Raw genomic sequence first — 21,377 nt, forward strand, 5'->3', positions numbered from 1 at the left:
GACTCGGGGGCCTCGCACCAGGAGAAACCAACGCGCCAGTTCCCGACCCGGTCTGAGCCGCAATCCGCGGCGCTGTGGCCGGCACTCACTGTCGCGGATCCCGGTCGAGGTCAAGGGCTGTCGAGAAACGGTGACATCACGCGCGCGGGCCGGTGACATTCGTGACGAACTATCGCAGCCATGACCAACAGCGCGCGGGACCATCGCGTTCCGCAACGAACGCTCGCCTCCTGCCTCGCGCGGGGAGGGCGTTGACATGGAGTCGGATTCCGTACGTGGTGTCGAGCGGCGGCGGTTGTTGCTCGGGTGGGGCGGGCTGGCCGCCGGTGTGATGGCGGTCGGCACGCCGCTGCCAGGCACCGGGCTCGCCTCCGCCGCCGCGTCCGAGCCGAAGTCTGAGCCGTCCGGGCTGGAGTCTGAGCCGTCCGGGCCGGATCGGATACCGCCGGACACCCTGCCTGGCGGGGCCTACGACCGGTTCGTGGCGGAGCTGGCCGCACAGGACAAGTTCTCCGGAGTGGTGCTGCTGTCGTACCGGGGCCGGACGGTGCTGTCGCGCAGCTACGGCATGGCCGACAAGGAGAAGGGGATCCGTAACCACGAAGATGTCGCGTTCAACCTCTACGGCGGGCCGTTCGTCAGCCTGTCCATCGTGCAGTTGGCGCAGCGGGGCAAGGTGAAGCTGTGGGACACGGTGGGCACCTACCTGACCGGTTTCGCCAAGGAGATCGCTGAGCAGGTACGCATCCATCACCTGCTCATGGGCACCTCCGGATTGTCCTTTCCGGAGCATGACTACCAGCGCATCTTCCACAGCAAGGAGGAGCAGCACGAGTATTACCGGCAATACACCCGGCAGGCGAAGCTGGTCGCCGCTCCCGGCGCGGGTTCGAACAAACCCGGCTGGGGTGCGGATGTCACCGTGCAGATCGTCGAGGCGGTGACCGGCATGACGTTCTGGGACTACGTGCACAAGCACATCTTCGGGCACTGCGGCATGACCGGCTCGGCGTACTACACCAGACCGCAGTGGCTGGCCGACGAGCACATCGCGCACTCGTACATGAGACAGGCCGACGGCAACCGGGTGGACGCGGTCCGCAACCTGGACAAGGACAGCCCGAGCCCGGGCATGGCGGGCCAGAACAATGCCCGCAACTTCGTCCCGGACGGCGGGTTCGTCACCGCACCGGACCTGGTCAGGTTCGCGAACGCGTTGTACGACGGCACCGTGCTCGACCCGGCCTGGGCCGACGTGTTCACCTCGGTCAAGGCTCCCAACTTCCGAGGCTCCCCGGGGTTCAGCACCTACGGGCCGACGGCCCACATCGTCGAAGGCCAGTGGGTGCTCGCGCGCAGCGGCGTCCACCCCGGCAGCTGCAGCCACTGGAGCATCTACCCTGACAGCGGGTGGGTCGGCGTCGTCCTCAGCAACTACGACGACATATCGCTGCAGGAGATCATTGGACGGCAGATGCAGGCCATCACCGGGGCTGCATCAGAAAGTGGCGGCTGATACCCGGCAGTGGCGGTTGACGCGCGGCCACGGCCCGGCCCGGCCCGAAGAAAGAGGCCCGGGCCGGGGCGATTTTTCGATCCCGAATTGATGGGAGCATTGCCGGACCTCTCCGTCCCGGATGCCACCGTCGAGGACTGGCAGACCGTCTTGGAACTGGTCAGAGCGCGTGAATGGCGGTGGCAGTACTCGCAAGGCGACGCGGTACCGCCGCTGCCCCCAGCCGCCGAGGTGCTCGCGCGTCCACCCGAGGCTGAGACGGTGTCGCTGCGAGTCCGGCCTGCTCCGGGCGTGCTCGCGATCTTCCGGTTCGTGTCGGAGATCGAAGTCGACTTCGACGTGGACCTTCGTGAATTGCATGGCAAGAAGGAGACGACACACTCTGCGAATTCCTGCGGGCGATCGGGAACGAACTCGGCAAGCCGGTGCTGATGGCCCCGGAGGTGGAAGCCAAGCACATTGGGTCCGGTCCACGAAACAAGGAGCGAAATCATGAGATTCGACGGCTATCGGGTGGTCATCACTGCTGCCGGCCGTGACTTCGGGCGGACTCTGGCCATCCAGCTTGCGGACCTCGGCGCGGAGGTCTTTCTGTCCGCACGTAGCCTCGCTGCCGCTGAGCGAGTACGCGATGAGATCCGCGACCGAGGCCACCGGCAGGTCCACGCCTGTGCTTGCGACCTGACGGACCCCGCCTCGATTCGTGAGTTCGCGTCCGGTGTCACCCAGCGCACCGACCGCGTCGACATTCTGATCAACAACGGCTCGCGTTATCTTGAAGGGCCGGATCTCCAGTCAGCCTCTGATGCCGATGTCGTGGACACCATCGCATCCGGCGCAATGGGCACGGTGCTGACTGTGAAGAACTTCCTCCCGCTCCTGCTCAACTCGGATAAGCCGGATGTGGTGACGATGGTCTCCGCCTGCGGTGCGGCCGGTCATCACCGCTCGGACGCGCACGACGCCTTCTATGCGGCCAAGAGTGCCCAAGCCGGGTTCACCGAGATTCTCTCCAAGCGGCTGCGGCCCCAGGGAGTCCGGGTGATCTCGCTCTATCCGCCTGACTTCGACAACGCCGACCCTCTTTCTGAGGAGTGGACGTCCACGCCGCGGGAGGCCAAGGATGCCCTCACCGCACAATCGCTCGTGGAGTGCATCCTCTTTGCTGTCACTCAGCCCCGTGACTGCTTCATCAAGGCATTCCATTTCGAACAGGTCTGAGCGCGCCTCGCGTACTCCGCCAAAGGCCGACGTCGGTTCCCGGGGCGATTCGCACGCCGGAGGCACTCGGACGGCTATCCGGAAGAAAGCGCGAGGAAGGTGCAGACCAGCAGGAAGGAGGCCAGAACCAGGCCGCGCCGTCGCCACGACAGGCGCGGTGTGCTCACCAGGGCGGCCAGTGGGTAGGCGAACAACCCGGCGATCATGTTGATCGGTATGTCGGCCAGCTTCCAGATCGGCACCAGGAAGAAGGGGGCCAGCACGGCGACCAACCACGCCGGGCGTACCCGAAGGAGGTGCAGCAGCGGCCATGCGAGCACGACCGACGCCCAGTTGCCCACGGTCCACGCCTCGACCAGCAGGCCGACACAGCCGAGGTGGCCGCAGCGCGAGTCATCGTACAAGGCGGCGACCAGCAGCAGCCAGGCGAGCTGGAGGAAGGGCAGGATGATGCCGGCGAGCCCGGCGGCGATTACCCGCTCGGCGGGCCGCCGCTCGTCAGCGGGTGAAACACTCGCGTCGCTCGAATCCACACCCCAAGCATCTGCTTCGACCGTATCGCAATACACACGCATTGATCACGATTCACCTGGACCCAGCAAGCAATATGCCACATCGCGCGGAGTGAACGGCTGAAGGAATTCAGCGGTCACCAGTCCATGCTGAACGCCCTCGCCATGGATCATGGAGGGTCCCGGCCCAGGCGAAATGAACGGGCGCATCGGACGAGATTGCTTCCGGACCGACATGGAATTGGCCGTACAGCGGAGAAGCACAGCAACAGGGCCGGCCGCACCGTGGCTCACGAGACGCCCTACGCTGAAATTCTATGAGTCACCAGCGAAGGCGGTTCGGCGTTGAGCCGGTACCGGACGCGATGAAATTGGTGGTGGATGCCGACGTGTTGATCGCCGGCCTGTTCTCCGCCAAGCGAAAGGATCATGCCGACGTCCTGGATGATCTCGCTGCGGAGATCGCCGCGTTGGGCGGGCGAGTCGTCCAGCGGTTCGTGCAACGCCGAGGCGTCTCGGGCGGCAAGAAGGGCCGGGCTCCAGGAGGAAAGGCGAACATGGATCGCCCCTACTCAACGCGAACGCTGATGAGCACGGGCAAGGTGCACGAGATCGCAAATGCCCGTACGGAGACCCGGGCAGCGGCTGTTGTTTTCGTCAACGAGTTGACCGCCAGGCAACGGACCGTGCTGACCGGAATTCTCGGTTGTCCCGCATTGAGCCGCAGCGACTTGCAACGCTCACTAGAAGATCGCCCCGAGTGACCGAGTGAAAGCCACGAAGGTTGCCAGTTCTGTGCGTCAAATTACCGTCCCGCATCCGGGGAATGTCGCGTCAGTTCGGCGGGCAGGGATGTGGCGGGCTTCTGGAGTCGCACCGGGCCGGGGCCGTGGTCGCGTAGGGTGTCGTCGGGGTTGAGTAGCAGGCATGCCTTCATCGAAAGGCAGCCGCAGCCGATACAGCCGGTGAGTTCCTGTTCGAGCTTCTCGATGGCGCGGCGGCGTTCCTCCAACTGCTTCTTCCACGTACGGGAGACCCGCTGCCAGTCCTTGTGGGTGGGGGCGCGGTCGGTGGGGAGGGTCGCGAGGATCTTCGCGACGTCCGACAGCGGGATGTGCAGGCGCTTGGCCACGATGATGAGGGAGATCCGGCGGAGCATGTGCCGGGAGAAGATGCGCTGGTTGCCGCCGTCGCGTTCGCTGAAGATCAGTCCTTTGCGTTCGTAGAAGTGCAGGGCGGAGGCGGGTACGCCGGTCCGGCGGACGATGTCACCGATCGTGAGGTGGTCCTCCGGGCCGGCGTGCATGGTGGCTCCTTGCGGCGAGGGCGGCGTCAGGTGGTGTGGCGGGAACTGGCGCGGCTGTGGATGAGGGCGGCCACGACGATCGACAGCACAAGGCAGAGCAGCCCGGCGCCGAGCTGTGTGAGCTGCCAGGACCAGGTGAAGGCGGCCAGTTCCGCAGGTTCGGTGCCGGGGGTGAGTCGCCCGGCGCCTACCTCGGCGGCGCGGGTCGCGTCGCCGAGCCTGGTCGTGAGGAGGCCGATCAGGGAGGCGCTGAACGCGGCGATCACCATGGCCTCCGCCGCTCCGCGCAGCGTGTTGAGGAATCCGGCCGCCATGCCCACGGCGTCGGCGGGGACCAGGGCCATGGCCTGGCCGTCCGTGATGCCGAAGGACGCTCCCATGCCAAGGCCGATCATCACCAGCGGCGCCGCGACGGCCGCGACCGCGTTGCCGGGGTTCAGTCCCATCAGCCACAGATTTCCGGCCACCACCAGGGCCAGGGCGATCATCATCACCAGTCGGGCCGGCACCCCCTTGTTGACCAGGGTGACGGCGGCCATGGGCATGATCAGTACGGGGGCCGTGAGCAGCAGCATGGCGACCCCCGCGGCGGCGGGCGAGAGTGCTGCCGCCGTCTGCAGATAGGTCGGCAGGTAGACCAGAACGCCGAGGAACCCGATCGATGTGGTCAGCGTCGCGAGGCTCCAGCCCAGGAAGCCGCGGTTGGCGACCAGGAAGGGAGCCAGGACGGGGGCGGCGCTGCGCCGCTGGGACAGGCCGAAGAGCACCAGCGCGGCCAGGCCGGCGACGGCGGTGACCAGGATGACCGGATGGGTCCAGCCGAACGCGGGCGCCTCCAGCAGCGCGAACATCAGCAGGGTCAGTGCGGCGACGAACAGCGCGCTGCCCGTCCAGTCGATCGGGCCCGTGCCGGTCGCCCGGGACTCCCGGGTACGGGTCGCGCCCAGGGCGACCAGCAGGCCGATGACCGCGAAGACCGCGAAGCTTCCCCGCCACCCGGTGGCCGAGATCAGCAGGCCCGACAGGGTGGGACCGATGGCGATGCCGACGCCGGCCATGGTGCCCATCAGGGCGAAGGCGCGGTTGCGGGCAGCGCCGTCGTAGCTTGAGGCGAGGATGGCGCCGCCGGCGGCCATGATCCCTGCTGCGCCGACGCCGGAGACGACGCGGGCGATGTCGGTGATGATGATCGCCTGGCTCAGCGCCGTCGCCAGGAATCCGGCCACGAAGATCAGTGTCGCGGCGATGAACACCCGCCGGCGGCCGATCCGGTCGGCGGCCGATCCCGCGACGAGCGTCATGGCCGCGAAGGCCAGGTTGTATCCGGCGACCACCCAGTGCAGCACAGACCCGGACGCGTCGAGGTCACGGCCGATGCTCGGCAGCGCCACCGCCGTTCCCGAGATGGACATCGCCATCAGTACGACGCCGACCAGAACCACCGGAAGCGTCAATGGAGAGGGTGGATGTACCGCGGCGAGATGACCAGGCGGTTCTGTGGAGGTGTCCATGCTGCTCGCTTTCTCTGGTCCGGAGGACCGACGGCGAACAGCCCATCAGTTCAACTTAAGTTGAGGTCAACTGCGCTGGTGAGGGCCTCTCTTTGGGCGAAGGGCCGCTGATATGGGCCTGATCCATGAGTGGCGGAATGGCGGTTCATGCTCCTTCCGGGAGCGGGCCGGAGAATGAAGGCAGCGACCACAGCGGTGGTGGTACGGCTCGGCCGGAAGACGAGCCCGGTCGCTGAACGGTCGCCCTTCGTGGGTGGGAGCGGGAAGAAAATGCGGGTGTGTCGTGAAGGACGGACGAAAGTAGTGATCCCCATCCGGAAGGCACACTCATGACGGAGACGGGCACGTGACCGCCGACGTGGGCGAGCAGGTGACCGCGGACGCCGATCTCGTCGCCGGCTACCGGCGGAATCCAGAGTTGTTCACCGCCGTGTACGACCGGTATTTCCACGACATCTACCGGTACGTGGCAGGCCGCCTGGGCGCCCAGGCGGCCGAGGACGTCACGGCGGAGGCGTTCCTGCTGGCCTTCGATCGGCGAGATCGGTTCGACCCGGAAAGAGGCGGGTTGCGGCCCTGGTTGTTCGGGTTCGCCACGAACCTGGTGGCCAGGCATCGCCACAAGGAGGCCCGACGCTACAAGGCGCTGGCCCGGCTGGACCCCGCGCAGGCCGTGGAAGGGCACGAGAACAGGGTCGTCGCCTCCGTGACCGCCCAGCCGTACCTGGCCAGGGCGCTCGCCTCACTGAACGGTGGCGAGCGCGACGTGCTGCTGCTCTCGGCACTGGGCCAGCTCAGTTACAACGAGATAGCCCAGGCGCTCGGCATTTCCCTCGGCACGGTGGGTTCGCGGCTCAACCGCGCCCGCGCCAAGATCCAGGCTCTCACCGACAAGGAGACGAACGAGCCATGAACGACCTGGAAGAGATCGCCACCCTGCTGGCCGAGCCGGAGCCGTCCGCCGGGGCGGTCGCGCGTGGCAGAGATCGCCTTCAGCGAAGGGCGCGGACGAGCCGGGCGCGTCGGCGGGCCGGCTGGTTCGTACCGAGTGTCGCCCTGGTCGCAGCCGGGGCCGCCGCGGCGGTCGTGTTCGCCACGGGGGCGCCCGCGAACGACGTCGTACCGGCCACGGGCAAGGAGGTCCTGCTCATGGCCGCCGTCAGCGCGGAACGTACGCCCCGGGATTCCGGGACGTACTGGCACGTCACGCGTCAGTGGCTCAAGTCGGGCGGCCCGACGATGGAGAGCTGGACCAGGCGCGACGGCAAGCGCTGGACCAAGGGCGTGCCGGGAGATCCCCCCGACGCCGTCGTACCGGCACCGGCCTGGAAGACGCTCAGCCTCAAGGGCGCCAAGGTTAGCTTCGAGGATCTCGAAAGGCTGCCGACGGATCCGGAGGCGCTGAAGGCGTGGATCGCCGAGCGCAGGGGCAACGAGAGCGACATGTCCGCATCCGAGCTGCGAGGCGATCCCACCTTCACCCTGCTCGCGCTGATCACGGACCTGCCGACGCCCGCGGAGGTACGTTCGGCGGCGTTCCGTGCGCTCGCCACGACGCCGGGGGTGGAGAACGCGGGTGCGGTTGAAGGCGGCCAGCACCTGCGCCTGCCTGATCCCGATGGGGGTAAGGGCGTCGAACTGGTCGTCGATCCGGAGAAGGCCCGGGTGAGCCGCGCCAACCTCGTCATTGTTGACGACGGCGACACGGCGTGGAGCGATGGGTTCATCTCCGTTACCACCGAATGGACGGATCAGCTTCCTTCGGTGAAGAAGGGCTAGCCGCGTTCCCGATCTTCAACGGAAGTCTCCCGGATCCAGATCGAGGAGGTCCGGGAGATGGAGTTGGAGGTCGGTGGGTTGTGGGATGGTCGAAGTGACTGGCCGGTGTCCGGGCTCAGCCGGACACCGGCCAAGTCGCGTCCAGCAGCAGCCACCCGTCGGGAACAGCAGGACCGGTCTTGCGTACGCGAACGGCAGGGCGGTCGCTCGGGCGTACGCGAACGGCAGGACCGGTCTGGCGTACGCGAATGGCTGGGCGGTTGCTCGGGTGTACGCGAACGGCAGGGCGGTTGGTCTGGCTTGGAGTGGGATGTTCACCCAGGGGCCAGGGTGCGTGCCCGGCTCAACCGCGAGGCGGTTCAAGCAGGGCGGCACCCTCGGCCCCCAAGTTCACGTGTTACTTAACGGCATAAGCGCGGCTCACGGTCTGCGTGACGCCGTTGCCCGCCTTGTCAGTGACGGTCGCGCGCAGTGAGACGTACCCCGGAGCAGCGGGATTGTCCAGCCGCGCCGTCCAGCCCGCACCGGCCGCCCGGACCCGCACCGGCCGCCACGTCTTCCCGTCGTCAGCCGACACCTCCAGCTTGATCGAAGAGACGGCCACCTCGCGGGCACCGGGAGCCCGCTCGACCCGGATCGGCACGGTGGTCCGCGACCCCGGCCTGGCGCGGTTGGCGTCGTCGAGGCCCTGCGGTGCGTAGCGCACGGCCATCAGCGGCAGGGGCTCGGGCTTCGCCGTACGGGAGGAGCGGAAGGTCCAGACGGCGTCAACGCCCGTGGACAGCTCCACGTCCGGCCGCCGGGAGGAGGCGGTCAGCGTGTAGGCGGTGTCGGAGGCTTCGGGCAAGGTCGCGGTGAGCGTACACTGCTCGCTCCGGTAGGCGATGCACCCGGCGATGCCGGTCGTGGCGAGTTCCTTCCCGTTCGAGGCGAGGGTGAGGGTGCCGGTCGCGGTCGCGTCCATGCCCGTACGGCCGCCGGCGGTCGCGTCCATGCCGGTACGGTCGCCGGCGGTCGCGCCGGTGTACAGGCCGTTGGCGGGAAAGTCCAGCTTGTCGCCGGTACGGCTGCCGCCGGTGATGGCGAACGAAGGACCGGTCACCGCGGCGTTGTAGACCTGGCCGAAGTCCTTGTCGCGCACCGGCCCGACGCCGTACTCGACCAGGCCGCCCGTACTGAACTCGTCGTGCCAGGCGAACCCCGGCGTGAGGTACCGCGTCAGCCTGCCCGGCAGCGGGATGTCCGAAGTGCTCGCCCCTCCTGAAATGTCGCCCAGCACCGGCCCCGACCACAGCGTGCCGGGTCCGGAGGACGAACGGTAGGTCTCGGTCGCCTTGACCATGTCCCGGGTCCGCGCGGCGTACCCGGGATTGTCGGGAATGCCGTCCGTACGGTGATCCACGAGGTCATAGCGGTACGGGGTGGGCGTCGCGTCCTTCTTGGTCCAGGCGGTGTGGGCCAGATAGGACAGGCCCGGTTGCCGTACCGGGATGACGTGGAATCCGCCGGGATAGTTGTTCGCGAGCATCTCGGTCGTCCAGGGACCGTTGGCCATGGCCAGGGTGAACTGGCGGCTGGCGACGGCGGTGGGGTCGTCGACCGTGAACGTGATCTGCTTCGCCTCGCGGCCGTCGACCGTCAGCGGCACGTCGGCGTCGTCGATCTCGAACGGCCGGTGCGCGATCGTCAGGCTGCGGTCGTTCTTGTCGTAGATGTTGGTGTAGAGGTTCCAGCGCCCCTTCGGCAGCCTGATCTTGGCCACGTTGTCGTGGAAGACGAGGTCGCGCTGGGTGCCGGTCGCCTGGTCGTAGACGAAGCCCAGCATCGACGCGGCGGCGGCCCCATCCCGGCCCAGTACGGTCACCGTGGCGTCGTAGGACTCCGGTTCCACGTAGGCCCCGGCCGGGGTGCGGATCACCGTGTCACCGGCCGTGGCGGTGATGACGCCGGGATGGTCGCCGGGCCCCTTGCCCTCGGCGTCGATCGTGACCGTGGCCGTCGCCTGCCCGCCCGCGGGCACCTCCAGCCGTTGCGGCGACAGCGTGAGCACGTCCGAGCCGGCCGCGAGGTCCAGGGTGACGGGTGCGGCTCCGGTGTTGGTGTAAACGATCTTCCCGGTGGCCCGCTGCCCGTCGGAGTGCGGCCAGGGGAACGCGGCCCACACGCCGGTGGCGGAGGCGATCACCTCCTGGGCCAGCGAGCGGGGTACGTCCACCCGCCCCGTGCCCTGCTGGTACGGCGTTGCGCCGTCGGCCGGCCGGGCACTGCCGACGAGCGCGGCCTTGAGCTGCTGCCCGCTCCAGCCGGGATGGCGCTGGGCGAGGATGGCCGCCGCTCCCGCCGCATGGGGGCTGGCCATCGACGTGCCGCTCATCGCCACATGGGTACCGTCCGCGGTGCCCGCCGCGGCGGCGGCCACGATCTCCAGGCCGGGAGCGGTGACGTCCGGCTTGACCGCATGGTCGCCGGCCCTCGGCCCCTTACTGGAGAAGGCGGCCACCTGGTCGGTACGGTCCACCGCGCCGACGGTCAGCGCGGCGTCCGCACTGCCGGGGCTGCTCACGGTGCCCTCGCCGCGCTCGCCGTCGTTGCCCGCGGCCACCACGAACAGGGTGCCCGTCTCCTGCGACAGGGTGTTCACCGCCTGCTCGACCGGGTCGAGGCCGGGTTCGTCGGGGCTGCCGAAACTCATGTTGACGATCTTGGCCTTGACCTCGGTGGCGGCCCACTCCATCCCGGCCAGGATCGCGGAGTCGGCGGGCCCGGCGACCCCGCCCACCTTCCCGAAGGCGATGCGGGCACCCGGCGCCACACCGCGGTACTTCTCCCCGGCGCCGGCGACGATCGAGGAGACGTGCGTGCCGTGTCCGAGGCGATCGACGATGTCAGGCTCGTCGGAGAAGTTCTTCGACTGGGTGACCACGTCCTTGAGGTCGGGATGCGTGGGGTCGTACCCGCTGTCCAGCACGGCGACCGTGACGCCCTGCCCAGTCAGACCCTGCTGCCACGCCTCGGTCGCGCCGATCTGCCTGGTGCTGCGGTCCAGCGTGTACGAACGCCGCCCGTCCAGCCAGATCCTGCCTTCGCCCGCGGCCAGCGTGGACACCCCGCCGAGCAGGCTCCGCCACGCCTCACCGGCGCTCTTCTTGGCCACCCGCTGCGCCGTCATGCCCACGCTGGTCAGCCGCCGCGTCGTCGCGGCGCCCTTCAGCGCCGGGGCCGCGCCCTCCGGCGACTGTGTGATCAGCGGGATTTCGGCCGTGTCCGCGTCGCCGTACTGCCATTCGAGCAGCTGGGTGACATCGAACAGCCGCTCGTCCAGCACCCCCTGCGCGACCAGGGGCGCCGCGTCGGACGGGACGACGTACAGGTGCCCGTTCCGGTATCCGGAGGAGAAGCGCACCTCCCGGTCCGCGCCCGGCTCCACCCTGAACCTCTTGCCCGCGACCACGACCCGGTCACCGGTCAGCAGCGTCACACTGCCCGCCGTACCGGGCCCTTCCTGGCTTCCCTGTACGGCCGCCGCGTCGGCCACCGGTGTCGCGGCCACCCCCAGCGTGCCTGCCAGGACCGCTGCCAGCAGTCCCTTGCTCAACGTCATTGACCCTCACAAGAAGAGAAATCGATCAATTTCCCCTCTTGTTCGCACGAAGGTCGGTTCTTCTTCCACAGCCTGGGGACGGGGCTCGGCACGCGCCGACGCCCCGGCCTCATCCGCACTTCCGGCCGACCCCGGGGCCACGCTCGCGGCCCCGGGCTCGAACGGAACCCAGCTTCCCTTGGGGTTTTGGGCGCCGACTCAGGTGGTGTGCGAGATGCAGACCGGGGTGCCACCCAGATTGTTGTGCTTGTAGCAAGCCTGGAACACGTGATTACTGCGGTAGCGGTAAGCGTTGGTGTAGGTCGTCCGCTTGCCGTTCACGGCCTTCCAGCTACTGGCCGTTTTACCGGTCGCGCGCTCGGTCACCTTCAACGAGACGATGTAGGCGCTCAGGTCCGTCTCGATGCCGGTGATACGCGCCCAGATCCAGCCCTGGCCGCCATACCGGCCGTAGCGGAGTTGGAGGGTGTACTTTCCGAAGTCCTTCTCCTTCTTGGCGCTCACCCCGGTCGCGTCGCTTGGTGCGCTCGACGACCAGGAACCCCCCAGGCTCGCCGTCGCCGAGGCGGGAGAGACGCCGAACATGGAAGCACCCACGAGCGAGGCGCCCATGAGAGAAGCGGCCGTCAAACCGCGCACGAACTTCGAGATAGCCATGTTGAACCTTTCGCTGAGAACGCGCGCACGAGAATGGAGCACGCGTTCCGGGTGAGACTGCGAGACGCTGGAAACAATTTCCTTTTCGCGCGGAAACCGGCCTTGGCCCATGTATCACGCACGAGTTGTCGAAAAGGCTCCCCGGCCATGTCGGCGCAACGCGTCAAGATGATCGCGAGCAACGCTACAACGGGGCGGTATGTCCTCGGTATGTAGGCGAATTCACCCGGCTGAACAGGTTCGCGAGACGCCGGGACACCGCATCGATCCGCTCCTCGACAAGCGGGCGCGGGCGATGACCGAGTGGCGCGGCGTCAGCGCTGGAAGGCCCGCGATCAGCCGCGGGTATTCAGGTCGAGCGCCGCCCGGATCTGGCCGAGCCCCTCTGTGCCCAGTTGCCGTCCGTTCGGCAGTTGGTCGTCTCGGTCCCAGCGCCACGTCGTGACCATCGCCAGCATGAGGATCCGGCACTCGCGCAGCAGGTCCCGGTCGACACCCGGATAGTGCTCGCTGACCTCTTCGGGCGCGTGGGCGAGGTCGAATTCGACGGGCCCGCGGCAGAACGTCTCGAAATCGATGAACAGCGGCCCGTTCTCCGTGGCGAGCAGATTGCCCGGGTGCGGCTCCCCGTGCAGCAGTTGTACGGCGCTGCCGCGCTCGTCGATCGCCCGTCTCAAATTCCGCAACGTGTCGCCGAGCAGTTCGCGGTCCGCGTCGGCGAGGGCCGGAGTGAGGTCCGGGTTCGCCACGAGTTGTTGAGCCGACTGGATGCGATCCGTGAAGTGCGGAGTCGGGATGTCGAGTTCGCGCGTGCCGGCATGCAGCCGCTCAAGTGCCCCGGCGTAGTCGGCCGGCGGAATCTTCTGAGCTGTCACGGGTTCGTAGTAGGTCCACAGCGTGATCTCGAAGCCGTCACCGTCATATACGCGTGGCTGCACACGAGGGTCGAGAGCAGCCACAGGGCACCCGGATTCGGCGAGTCTCTGAGCGAGGTCGAGTTCAAACTGCGCGTTCTGATGCGCTGCGGGTGTCACCCGGGCCAGGACGTCACAAGGCAGCAGGCGCAGGGTGAGTTTGTTCGAGTTGTGCAGGACGATCGCCTCGTCGGCGATCAGGCCAAGTGATGAGGCGATCGACCTGGCCGCAGCCACCGCACGCCGGACATCTGGCTCATGCATTGTCTGTCGCCTGGTCCCTCTCGTCGAGCGCTGCCCTGTGCTGACTACGGCCTCACCCGATCATGGACGCGATGCGACACGCAAGCCGTTTTCCCATGGGTACGCACCCATTAGATCCCCAGGCCGAACAGCACCGTGTGGGCGTTCTCCGGGCTGTGGACATGTTTTCTCAGCTTTGTCATCGAGGACATCTTCTCCGTCTTGAGGACCTCGACGAGATGCCGTGCCAGCCAGTCGCCGTCCACTTCGCCGGGACCGCCCGCGTCGAACGTCCACGACCGCACGGTCCGCTCGACACGTTGTGACCAGCCCAGTTCCTCGCCGGGTGAGAAATGCTTGAACCAGCCCTCGACGGTCAGCCGTTCGGCGGAGCGGATGGCGAGGACCGCGCGATTTCCCCCGAACACGGTGACGCTCACGTTCCTGCCGATCGCGCGGGTCTCGGCGGGCAACGTGCGGAGGAACGCGGACAGCAGGGGTGGCAGTGCCGCCAACCGAGGCACCCGCCACCCGCCCGGCGTGCTGAGTCCTTCGTTGGCGGCGTTCAGATACTCGATGGCGAAACCACCCGGCAGTTGCGCGGGCTCTCCCCACTCGAACGCGGCATGCCGCCATTCCTCGTACGGTTCGGTCGGTTGCAGGGAAAGTTCCGCGCCGGTCTCGGTGGCGCGTAATTCCAGCGAGTCGGCGCCCGGCCGGCGCCAGCGCAGGAAAGGGGCTCCCCACTCCGGGGATCGCTCGTACCAGGGGCCTATCGGGCCATGGCTGCCCACGCTGTCGGCAGGTCCGATCGCGGTTTCCACCGTTTCGGCGTGCCGCCGGAAAGCGGCGGCCGGGTCTCCCGCCAAAGGGACGGGGACGACGAGAGCGCGAAACTCCCGGGCCCGGCGTATCGCCGTTCATGATCCTGTACTGGGGCCAGTCGGTTGGGGGAAGGTCACGCCGGTCAGTTCCGCGGAGGCCGTCCACAGGCGCCGGGCGAGTGCCTCGTCGCGGGCCGCCCTCGACCGGCCGGGAGGCACTGCGCTGCGCGTTCTCGTACTACCGGGCACTGCCCGAGAGCGCGGCGCAGATCGCACAGGCGGTCTCCGGCGCCCGGCTGACGGTGCCGACGATGGCGGTGGGCTCGCATCCCGTCGGCAGGGCGCTGGAACGCCAGCTTCGCCCGATCACCGACGACCTGACCGGGCACCTCATCGAGGACTGCGGTCACATCATCCCGCTGCACCGGCCCGAGCGCCTGCTTGCCCTGCTACGCCGTTCACTGGATATCAGTTAATCTCAGTGATTCGCCCATTGCTGGGTGAAGGTCCCCGTCTTGCCCGGTCGCCCGGTGCGGGGTTGACGTTTCACAGCCACCGGCCCCGCTGGGCGGGGTCTTCTGGTCGGCTCCGCGTCCGTTTACCGTCTCCGGGCCACTCCCGGCGACGTGCTGTACGAGGGATGCGAGATTGCGTGCGGCATTGCGGTCACGATCCAGCACCAGCCCGCAGGCCGGGCAGGTGAAGGTGCGCGCGGACAGGGGCAGTTTGGCTTTCACTGCCCCGCACGACGAGCACGTTTTGGAGGAGGGGTACCAGCGGTCGGCCACGATCAGCCGGCCGCCGTTCCAGACGGTCTTGTAGGTGAGTTGGCGGCGGATCTCGCCGAAACCGGCATCAGCGATGGCCTTGGCCAGGCGGCGGTTGCGGACCATCCCGGCCACGTGGAGGTCTTCCACCACGATGGTGCCGTACTCGCGGGCCAGGCCGGTGGTGAGCTGGTGCAGGGCGTCGCGGCGCAGTGCCGCCACCCGGTGCTGGGCCCGGTTGCGCGCGGCGTTGGCGCGCAGCCAGCGGCCGGAGGGCTGCTGTCCGGTGCGCCGGTCCGGGCCGATCTTCCGTGACACCGCGCGGGCCGCCCGGCGCAGCCTCTTGGACGCGCCGGCCAGGTGCTTGGGGTTGGCTGCGGGTGGCCGGTCGTCGGAGAACACCGCGAGCGTCCGCACGCCCAGATCCACGCCGACGACCGCGTCCGCGCGGCGCGGCACCCGGGCCGGACGGTCGACGTGCACGCTGAACGCCACCTGCCAGCGGCCCGCCTCCCAGCGCACGGTCGCCGAGGAGATCCGCGCCGTCCCGGCCTCGATCCGGCGGGCGAGCTTACGGGTGGACTCGTGCGTCTTGATCCGGCCCAGCCTCGGCAGCACCACATGGGTGCGCCCGTCCAGGCGGATCGTCCCGGTGGTGAACCGCACCGACGGGGTTGTCTTGCGTCTGGACCGGAACGACGGGAAGCCCATCACCCGGCCTCTACGCTTTCCCATGCGGGCGGCGGCCCAGTTCTTCAGGGCGGCGGCCAGCCGTTCCAGACCACACGCATAGGCCTCCTTGGAACACTCCGACCACCACGGAGCGACGTCATCCTTGGCCTGGTTCCAGGCCTTACGCAGCGCGTACATCGACCACGGCAACGACGGCGTCAGCACCTCGTCGGCGAGGCCGTAGGAGCGTTCGGCGGCGCGCTGACCAAGGTTGGCCTTGATCAGCGCCAGACCCCAATTGAACGCGAACCGCGCCGCTCCGCAGTGCGCGGCCAGGGCGCGGGCCTGGGCGGGGGTGGGGTCGAGGGCGTAGCGGTAGGCCTGGATGGCCTGTATCACCCACCCCCCTTTTTTTACGCTGAGTGGTGGTGATGTTACCAAATGTTTGCACTGTTGGCAGGGTGCCAGGACGGGTTTGCAGGTGTTGACACCGCCGCCCGCCTGTTCGGTATGCAACGTCCGATTCCCGTACCGCCATGTCCGCCGCCTGAACGGCTTCCTCATCCCCACTCAGATGGGATGGGATGGGCTTCCCCACGCAGCCGGAAGGAGATCGCCGCCTGGCGCGAGACCCAGCCCACCAAACCGAGGGAAGCTGACCGGCACTGACGAACGCTGAGTAAAACCCGTGCAGTTCGAAACCCCTTCCTGGCCGGTCTCGCTTGAGGGGGTACTCCTGGGACGCATGGGGCAGAACATAATGAACGCATGGGATACTCTCGGCGGCCCGCCCCGCGGGAATTCCCCGGTGTGGCTACTGCTCTAGTCGTGATCTTGGTGGTGCTTCTGCCGGGCGGTTTCACGTTCAGCCTGTACAAATACCTCAAACCCCCCGAAAGCTCCCCCGAAGCGAGCACTGTCGCGGCCTCCCGGAGCGCAGAGCCCACGCCCGAACACAGCACAGAGCCCACGCCCGAACGGAGCGCAGAGCGTACGTCCGAGGCTGAGGAGTCGAGCGGGAACCAGGACGCGCCGATCGACGCCGACCAGTACGGCGACTGGAACTTCCGCATGGGCGACACCGCGTTCAAGGCCAAGAAGGTCGGCGGCTGGACCTACGACTCCTGTGCTCCGGTCGACAGGAACGGCGTTCTGGCCAGGAACAACTGCGAGCGCGTCGTCCAGCTGGCCTATTCGGCCTACCGGGGGCACCTCACGGCGGTCCAGGTCATCATGGCCTTCCCCACCGACCAGGCCGCCGAGGCCGCGGCCGACCGCCTGGCGAAGACGTCCGGGCAGGTGAAGTGGCGCCGGGACACGATGCTCGACGAGTACGTCTACGGCAGACAGCGGGTCGGCCAGACCAAGCGGTACGTGCTCCTCACGCTCGTCACCGCCGACAAGACGGCCCAGGCGAAGGCCCAGCGGTTCCACCAGTACCTGCACGCGGATCACTCCGGCAGCTTTCTCTTCCGCGGCGGAATGGCCACGGGCTGAGTTCCTGGTACGGATCTCGCCGGCCATCCTTGCGTTCGCGACCTTGCCAAGACCGGCGATTCCCATCAGGATGAAAAGCCGATGAGATCGGCCAACGGGCGCCCTCGCGCCTTCCCCTTCTACATCGTGTGCGACGTGTCGCATTCGATGCACACTGCCCGCGAGGATGGACGACCCACCCCCTTCGAGGTGCTCTCCAACTGCGTGGGTGAGTTGCTGTTCGAGCTGGAGGCGGGCGATCCGGGCGTCAGCGAGGCCGCGCACGTAGCCGTGGTGTCCTTCTCCGACAAGGTCGAGGTGGTGCTCCCGCTGACCAGGCCGTGCGACGCGATCAGGGTTCCGGCCCTGAAGCCCGGCCGGCAGACGGACTATCTGGCGGTCTTCACGGAGCTCGTGAAGATCATGGAGAAGGATCACCGGAAGTTGTCCAGGCGCTTCGACGTACGGGCGCCGGTGGTCTTCTTCATCACCGACGGGGAGCCGTACGTGGGCGAGAATCACCAGGACGTCGACATCTGGGGTCCCGCGCGCGACCGGCTGGCGAACCTGGCTCCGCCGCCGTACATCGTGGCGCTCGGCTTCGGGACGGTGCGGGAGGAGACCCTGCGGCGGGTCGCCACCGACCTCAGGGGTGAGGTGCTGGCCTTCGCGGGTGAGATCGCCACAGGTGCGGCCACCGTGCTGCACGGCATCGCGCAGGCCGTCTCGGACAGCATCAGCGCCTCGGTCAACAGGAACACGGCCGTGCTGCGCGGACCCAGCGGGATGCGGCAACTCAGATGATCAGGGCGACGCTGGCGGGATTATCGCTGGCCATCGGGGCGGGCGTCCCGGTGGTGGCAGACCTTGGGCAGGTCGGGGCGGGCATCCCGGTGACGGCGAACCCTGGGCAGGTCGGGGCTGGCCCCGGGGCGGCGGGTCCGTCGCCGGAGGAGCCCACCGTGACGGTGACCGTGACGCCCGGCCCGTCGCAGGACGGCGGGGCGGCGTCGGGCTGGCCGTGGTGGATACTGGCCGGTCTCGCCGGTGGCGGCGCCGTACTCGCCGGGCAGTTGTTGCTCCGCCGCAGGACCCGCGCCGCGAACGGCGGCGGAACACCACTCGGCCCGCTCCCACAACCGCTGCCCGTCCTGCTGGCGGGCGGCGCGGACTCGCGCGCCCCTGGCATAGCGCTCGATGGCGGCATGCTCGCGCAGACCACGATCCGCGCGGTGAGCATCCGCGGCCGGCGCCACCGCTACCGCGGCGAACCCCTGCAGGACGCCTACGCGGTACGGCTGAGCGCGGACGGACGCTGGGTCATCGCGGCCGTGGCCGACGGGCTGGGCAGCACGTTGCACGCCGAACACGCCGCCGCGGTGGCCGTACGCGCCGCCACGAACCTCTCACTGACCCCCAGCCCCGGCGCCTGGCACGCGGCCTTCGCCACCATCGCCGGGGAGGTCATGCGCGCCACCGCCCGACTCGGTGGCCATCCCGCAAACGAACGCGACCACCCCACGGTCGAACGCGGCCACCCCACGGGCAGGCGCGGTTACCCCAGCAGCCATCCCAAAGGTCATCCCGAAGGCCACCCCAGCGGTCATCCCAGAGGCCACTCCAGCAGCCATCCCAGCGATCACCGCACCGGCAGGCACGGCGCCGGCGCATCCGAACCGCCCGCCACCACGCTGACGATCGGGGTCGTCCCCGCCGATGGCAGGCGCGGCCTGGCCGCCTGCGCCGCCATAGGGGACTCGCCGGCGTTGTGGCTCCACGACGGTACATGGACGGAGATCTTCCCGCCCGTCGGGCAACGGCCGGGCAACGTCACATCCGCCCTGCCGGACGACCTCGGTGAGCTGCGGGAACGGCAGATCGATTGGGCACCGGGCGACGTGCTCGTCCTGTGCAGCGACGGGTTCGGCACAGCCATGGGCAGCGGCGGCAGCCTGCTCGCCCAGCGGCTCGTCACATCATGGAGTTCGCCGCCAGAACAGCGCAGCTTCCTGGACGATGTGGACTTCCACCTGTCGACCTACGACGACGACCGGACCGTCCTGGCGTTGTGGGCAGGCCGCCACGACACGGCCGTCCTCTGATAAAGGCGACAGAAGGATGAATCCCCCAGAGGTGGTCGAGGAAGCGGATCTGATATCCGTCACGGAAGCCGAGAACTACTCACTGCGCCCGGGCGGCCAGGCGCGCAGCCTGGTGCCGTGCGAGGTCAGCGGCGTGCCCGGGCTGTTCCTGTTCAAGCGGTACGACGAGGAGACGCTGGCGGGGCTGGACGAGGACGCCCTGCTGGCCATGGTGCGCTGGCGGCGCGAACTTCCCCTGCACGACCGCGCGACCCTTGATCGGCGTTGCGCGTGGCCGGTCGCGGCGGTCCGGCACGACGGGATCACCGGCATCCTGATCAGGCCCGCTCCCGAGCGCATGTTCGTCGATCTGCGCGGCCGGCTGGCGCCGCGGCACCTGGATGAGCTCACGCGCTCGCCCGAGCGGGCCAACGCCCTGCGCGAACAGTACGGCACGCGCTACTACGAGCCGCCCTACAAGCTGGCCGTCCTGGGCCAGTTGCTCGGTACGGTGCAGTGGCTGCACGAGCAGGGTTACGCCGTGGGCGATCTGCAACTGCGCAACGCCGTCTTCACCGTAGACCCGGCCCCCGCGGTGTACCTGCTGGACTGCGACTCCTGCCTGCCGGTCGCGGGCCGCGGCGCCCTGCCGGAGGTCGATCCCGAGCAGTGGAAACTCCCCCGTGAGGCCGCGTTCACCCCGGAGTCGGACTATTACAAGTTCGCCTGGGCCGTCGTGCGGTGCCTCCAGGAGAGCGCCGAGACGTGGTCGCCCGACGAGGACGCGCTGGCCAGAGTCCTGCCGTCGCGGCACCTGCGGTTGTTGCGGCAGTGTCTGGACGGCGCGCCGGAGACGGTGGACACCGCGCGGTGGCGGGCGGCGGGCGAGTCGTGGGGCTGGCTGGTCACCCCCGAACGCATCTACGTCGAGACCGACTCCAACCTGCGCGAGGCGTGGCGGCGGGGGAGGTCCGCGGTCGGGGAAGGCTCTCGTGGCAGGTACGGCGGGATCGTGGTAATGATCGTCGTCCTGGCGGCGATCGCCGTCGTCGTCGCGGTCACCTGGGGGGCATGAATGGACACCGGCGAGCCACGGCGGATCGGGCCCTACGAGGTGCTCGGCCGCCTGGGCGCCGGCGGTCAGGGCACGGTCTACCTCGCGCGGGGTGAGACGGGCCGGGTCGCGATCAAGCTGATCCACGCGCAGGGGGCGGCCGACCCGAGGGCGCGCAGGCGGTTCGCGGACGAGGTGGCCATCGCGTCGCGGGTGCCCAGGGCGTACACGGCGATGATCATTGACGCCGCCATCGACCGTGACCAGCCGTACATCGTGAGTGAGTACGTCGAGGGCCCGTCCCTGCAGAAGCTGGTCGAGACGCAGGGGCCGATGTCGGGGGCCGCGCTGGAGCGGCTGGCGACGTACACGGCCACCGCGCTGGCGGCGATCCACGGGGTGGGGGTGATCCACCGCGACCTCAAGCCCGCCAACGTGATCATCGGTCCTGACGGGCCGCGCGTCGTGGACTTCGGCGTCGCGCGGGCCTTGGAGGCGACCGCCACGCTATCGGCGCACGTGGGAACCCCCGGCTATCTCGCGCCGGAGCAGGTGGAAGGGGAGGACGCCGAGGTGGGCCCGCCCGCCGACGTGCACGCCTGGGCGGCCACGGTGTATTTCGCCGCCACCGGCAAGGTGCCGTTCGCGGGCAACAACGTGGCCGTCATACTCAACCGCGTCCTGACCGAGACCCCCGACGTGCGGGTGATCTCCGGGCCGCTGCGCGCGCTGGTCGCCGACTGCCTGGCCAAGGATCCGTCGCGGCGGCCCACCACCATGGAGCTGCTCGGCCGTCTCGTGGGGCACCAGTCGGAGAGTTCGCAGACGACGGTGCCGCGTACCAGGATTCTGTCGGTCACCCTTGGGATGCTGAAGGAGACCACCACGCTGGGCAGCGGGCACGCGGCCGACATCGTGATCCGGGGCGAGGGGATCGCCCCGGCGCACGCCACCGTCCGCAAGGTGAGCGCCGGCTACCGGCTGCACGACCACAGCGGCGGCCTCGGGACGTACATCGACGGCCGCCCTGTCCTCTATGCCACCCTGCGGCCGGGTGATCGCTTCACGATCGGCAAGGTGCTGCTGCGTCTGTCCGAGGCGGGGGAGTTGGAGCGGGTACGGCTCGGCCGCATGTCCGCCGGGCGCTGGTGGCTGCTGCTCCTCCTCGTCGCGGCGGTGGCGCTGGCGACGATCGTGGTGGTGGCGGGGTAGTCACTGGCCTCGGCATTGGCGCGGAGTAGCC

At 68.7% G+C, this 21,377-nt stretch carries 20 protein-coding genes; 12 read left to right on the forward strand and 8 right to left on the reverse strand.

Annotation, left to right across the window (positions count from 1 at the left end; genetic code table 11):
• The first annotated feature begins 256 nt into the window (after positions 1 to 256).
• The 3 genes from AB0I81_RS09415 (at position 257) to AB0I81_RS09425 (ending at position 2,737) form a co-directional block, all read left to right on the forward strand.
• Positions 257 to 1,516, forward strand: a complete 1,260-nt coding sequence (locus AB0I81_RS09415; protein WP_360652694.1) for a serine hydrolase domain-containing protein — start codon at positions 257 to 259, stop codon at positions 1,514 to 1,516.
• A gap of 90 nt (positions 1,517 to 1,606) precedes the next feature.
• Entirely contained in the window at positions 1,607 to 1,948 is a 342-nt protein-coding gene (locus AB0I81_RS09420) for a hypothetical protein (RefSeq protein WP_360652697.1), read from the forward strand.
• 60 nt (positions 1,949 to 2,008) lie between these two features.
• Positions 2,009 to 2,737, forward strand: a complete 729-nt coding sequence (locus AB0I81_RS09425) for an SDR family oxidoreductase (protein WP_360652700.1) — start codon at positions 2,009 to 2,011, stop codon at positions 2,735 to 2,737.
• A 74-nt stretch (positions 2,738 to 2,811) separates the two neighbouring features.
• Here AB0I81_RS09425 and AB0I81_RS09430 read toward each other — a convergent pair whose 3' ends face one another.
• Positions 2,812 to 3,270 carry a hypothetical protein gene (locus AB0I81_RS09430; protein ID WP_360652703.1) on the reverse strand — a complete coding sequence of 153 codons (459 nt, stop codon included), beginning with the start codon at positions 3,268 to 3,270 and terminating at the stop codon, positions 2,812 to 2,814.
• 296 nt (positions 3,271 to 3,566) lie between these two features.
• Here AB0I81_RS09430 and AB0I81_RS09435 point away from each other — a divergent pair, with 296 nt between their 5' ends.
• The gene (locus tag AB0I81_RS09435) at positions 3,567 to 4,013 is read left to right on the forward strand and encodes a hypothetical protein (protein WP_360652706.1); all 447 of its coding nucleotides are present in this window, start codon (positions 3,567 to 3,569) and stop codon (positions 4,011 to 4,013) included.
• A 41-nt stretch (positions 4,014 to 4,054) separates the two neighbouring features.
• On the opposite strand, the gene soxR is transcribed toward AB0I81_RS09435, so the two are convergent.
• Positions 4,055 to 4,555 carry a redox-sensitive transcriptional activator SoxR gene (gene soxR / locus AB0I81_RS09440; RefSeq protein ID WP_360652709.1) on the reverse strand — a complete coding sequence of 167 codons (501 nt, stop codon included), beginning with the start codon at positions 4,553 to 4,555 and terminating at the stop codon, positions 4,055 to 4,057.
• Between the two features lie 26 nt (positions 4,556 to 4,581).
• A complete protein-coding gene (locus AB0I81_RS09445) occupies positions 4,582 to 6,009 on the reverse strand; it encodes an MFS transporter (RefSeq protein ID WP_360652712.1) in 1,428 nt (475 codons plus the stop codon).
• 403 nt (positions 6,010 to 6,412) lie between these two features.
• Here AB0I81_RS09445 and AB0I81_RS09450 point away from each other — a divergent pair, with 403 nt between their 5' ends.
• Both AB0I81_RS09450 and AB0I81_RS09455 read left to right on the forward strand, forming a co-directional pair.
• A complete protein-coding gene (locus AB0I81_RS09450; RefSeq protein ID WP_360652714.1) occupies positions 6,413 to 6,979 on the forward strand; it encodes an RNA polymerase sigma factor in 567 nt (188 codons plus the stop codon).
• A complete protein-coding gene (locus tag AB0I81_RS09455) occupies positions 6,976 to 7,845 on the forward strand; it encodes a CU044_5270 family protein (RefSeq protein ID WP_360652717.1) in 870 nt (289 codons plus the stop codon). Before AB0I81_RS09450 ends, AB0I81_RS09455 begins: the two co-directional genes overlap by 4 nt.
• 397 nt (positions 7,846 to 8,242) lie before the next feature.
• Here the strand turns inward: AB0I81_RS09455 and AB0I81_RS09460 are convergent, their stop codons facing one another.
• From AB0I81_RS09460 to AB0I81_RS09475, 4 genes are all read right to left on the reverse strand, one after another.
• Positions 8,243 to 11,446, reverse strand: coding sequence for a S8 family serine peptidase (locus AB0I81_RS09460; RefSeq protein ID WP_360652720.1), 3,204 nt, complete (start codon positions 11,444 to 11,446; stop codon positions 8,243 to 8,245).
• A gap of 198 nt (positions 11,447 to 11,644) precedes the next feature.
• Positions 11,645 to 12,103, reverse strand: coding sequence for a hypothetical protein (locus AB0I81_RS09465; protein ID WP_360652723.1), 459 nt, complete (start codon positions 12,101 to 12,103; stop codon positions 11,645 to 11,647).
• 335 nt (positions 12,104 to 12,438) lie between these two features.
• Complete coding sequence (locus tag AB0I81_RS09470; RefSeq protein WP_360652726.1) at positions 12,439 to 13,281, reverse strand: aminoglycoside phosphotransferase family protein; 843 nt, start codon at positions 13,279 to 13,281, stop codon at positions 12,439 to 12,441.
• A gap of 110 nt (positions 13,282 to 13,391) precedes the next feature.
• Complete coding sequence (locus tag AB0I81_RS09475) at positions 13,392 to 14,084, reverse strand: hypothetical protein (RefSeq protein WP_360652729.1); 693 nt, start codon at positions 14,082 to 14,084, stop codon at positions 13,392 to 13,394.
• A gap of 179 nt (positions 14,085 to 14,263) precedes the next feature.
• On the opposite strand from AB0I81_RS09475, the gene AB0I81_RS09480 reads away from it, so the two are divergent.
• On the forward strand, positions 14,264 to 14,560 hold the full coding sequence (locus AB0I81_RS09480; protein WP_360652732.1) for a hypothetical protein: 297 nt from the start codon (positions 14,264 to 14,266) through the stop codon (positions 14,558 to 14,560).
• Here the strand turns inward: AB0I81_RS09480 and tnpB are convergent.
• On the reverse strand, positions 14,543 to 15,922 hold the full coding sequence (gene tnpB / locus AB0I81_RS09485; RefSeq protein WP_360652735.1) for an IS607 family element RNA-guided endonuclease TnpB: 1,380 nt from the start codon (positions 15,920 to 15,922) through the stop codon (positions 14,543 to 14,545). The genes AB0I81_RS09480 and tnpB overlap by 18 nt on opposite strands.
• Before the next feature lie 435 nt (positions 15,923 to 16,357).
• Here tnpB and AB0I81_RS09490 point away from each other — a divergent pair, with 435 nt between their 5' ends.
• The 5 genes from AB0I81_RS09490 (at position 16,358) to AB0I81_RS09510 (ending at position 21,346) form a co-directional block, all read left to right on the forward strand.
• The gene (locus tag AB0I81_RS09490) at positions 16,358 to 17,020 is read left to right on the forward strand and encodes a hypothetical protein (protein WP_360652738.1); all 663 of its coding nucleotides are present in this window, start codon (positions 16,358 to 16,360) and stop codon (positions 17,018 to 17,020) included.
• Between the two features lie 81 nt (positions 17,021 to 17,101).
• Positions 17,102 to 17,803, forward strand: a complete 702-nt coding sequence (locus AB0I81_RS09495) for a VWA domain-containing protein (RefSeq protein ID WP_360652741.1) — start codon at positions 17,102 to 17,104, stop codon at positions 17,801 to 17,803.
• The gene (locus AB0I81_RS09500; protein WP_360652744.1) at positions 17,800 to 19,101 is read left to right on the forward strand and encodes a protein phosphatase 2C domain-containing protein; all 1,302 of its coding nucleotides are present in this window, start codon (positions 17,800 to 17,802) and stop codon (positions 19,099 to 19,101) included. The genes AB0I81_RS09495 and AB0I81_RS09500 overlap by 4 nt, the downstream gene beginning before the upstream one ends.
• Positions 19,102 to 19,117: 16 nt before the next feature.
• Entirely contained in the window at positions 19,118 to 20,155 is a 1,038-nt protein-coding gene (locus AB0I81_RS09505; RefSeq protein ID WP_360652747.1) for a hypothetical protein, read from the forward strand.
• Entirely contained in the window at positions 20,156 to 21,346 is a 1,191-nt protein-coding gene (locus tag AB0I81_RS09510) for an FHA domain-containing serine/threonine-protein kinase (protein ID WP_360652750.1), read from the forward strand.
• The last annotated feature ends 31 nt before the right edge of the window (positions 21,347 to 21,377 follow it).

Origin of the sequence: Nonomuraea sp. NPDC050404, assembly GCF_040655495.1 — a bacterium.
GTDB lineage: Bacteria > Actinomycetota > Actinomycetes > Streptosporangiales > Streptosporangiaceae > Nonomuraea.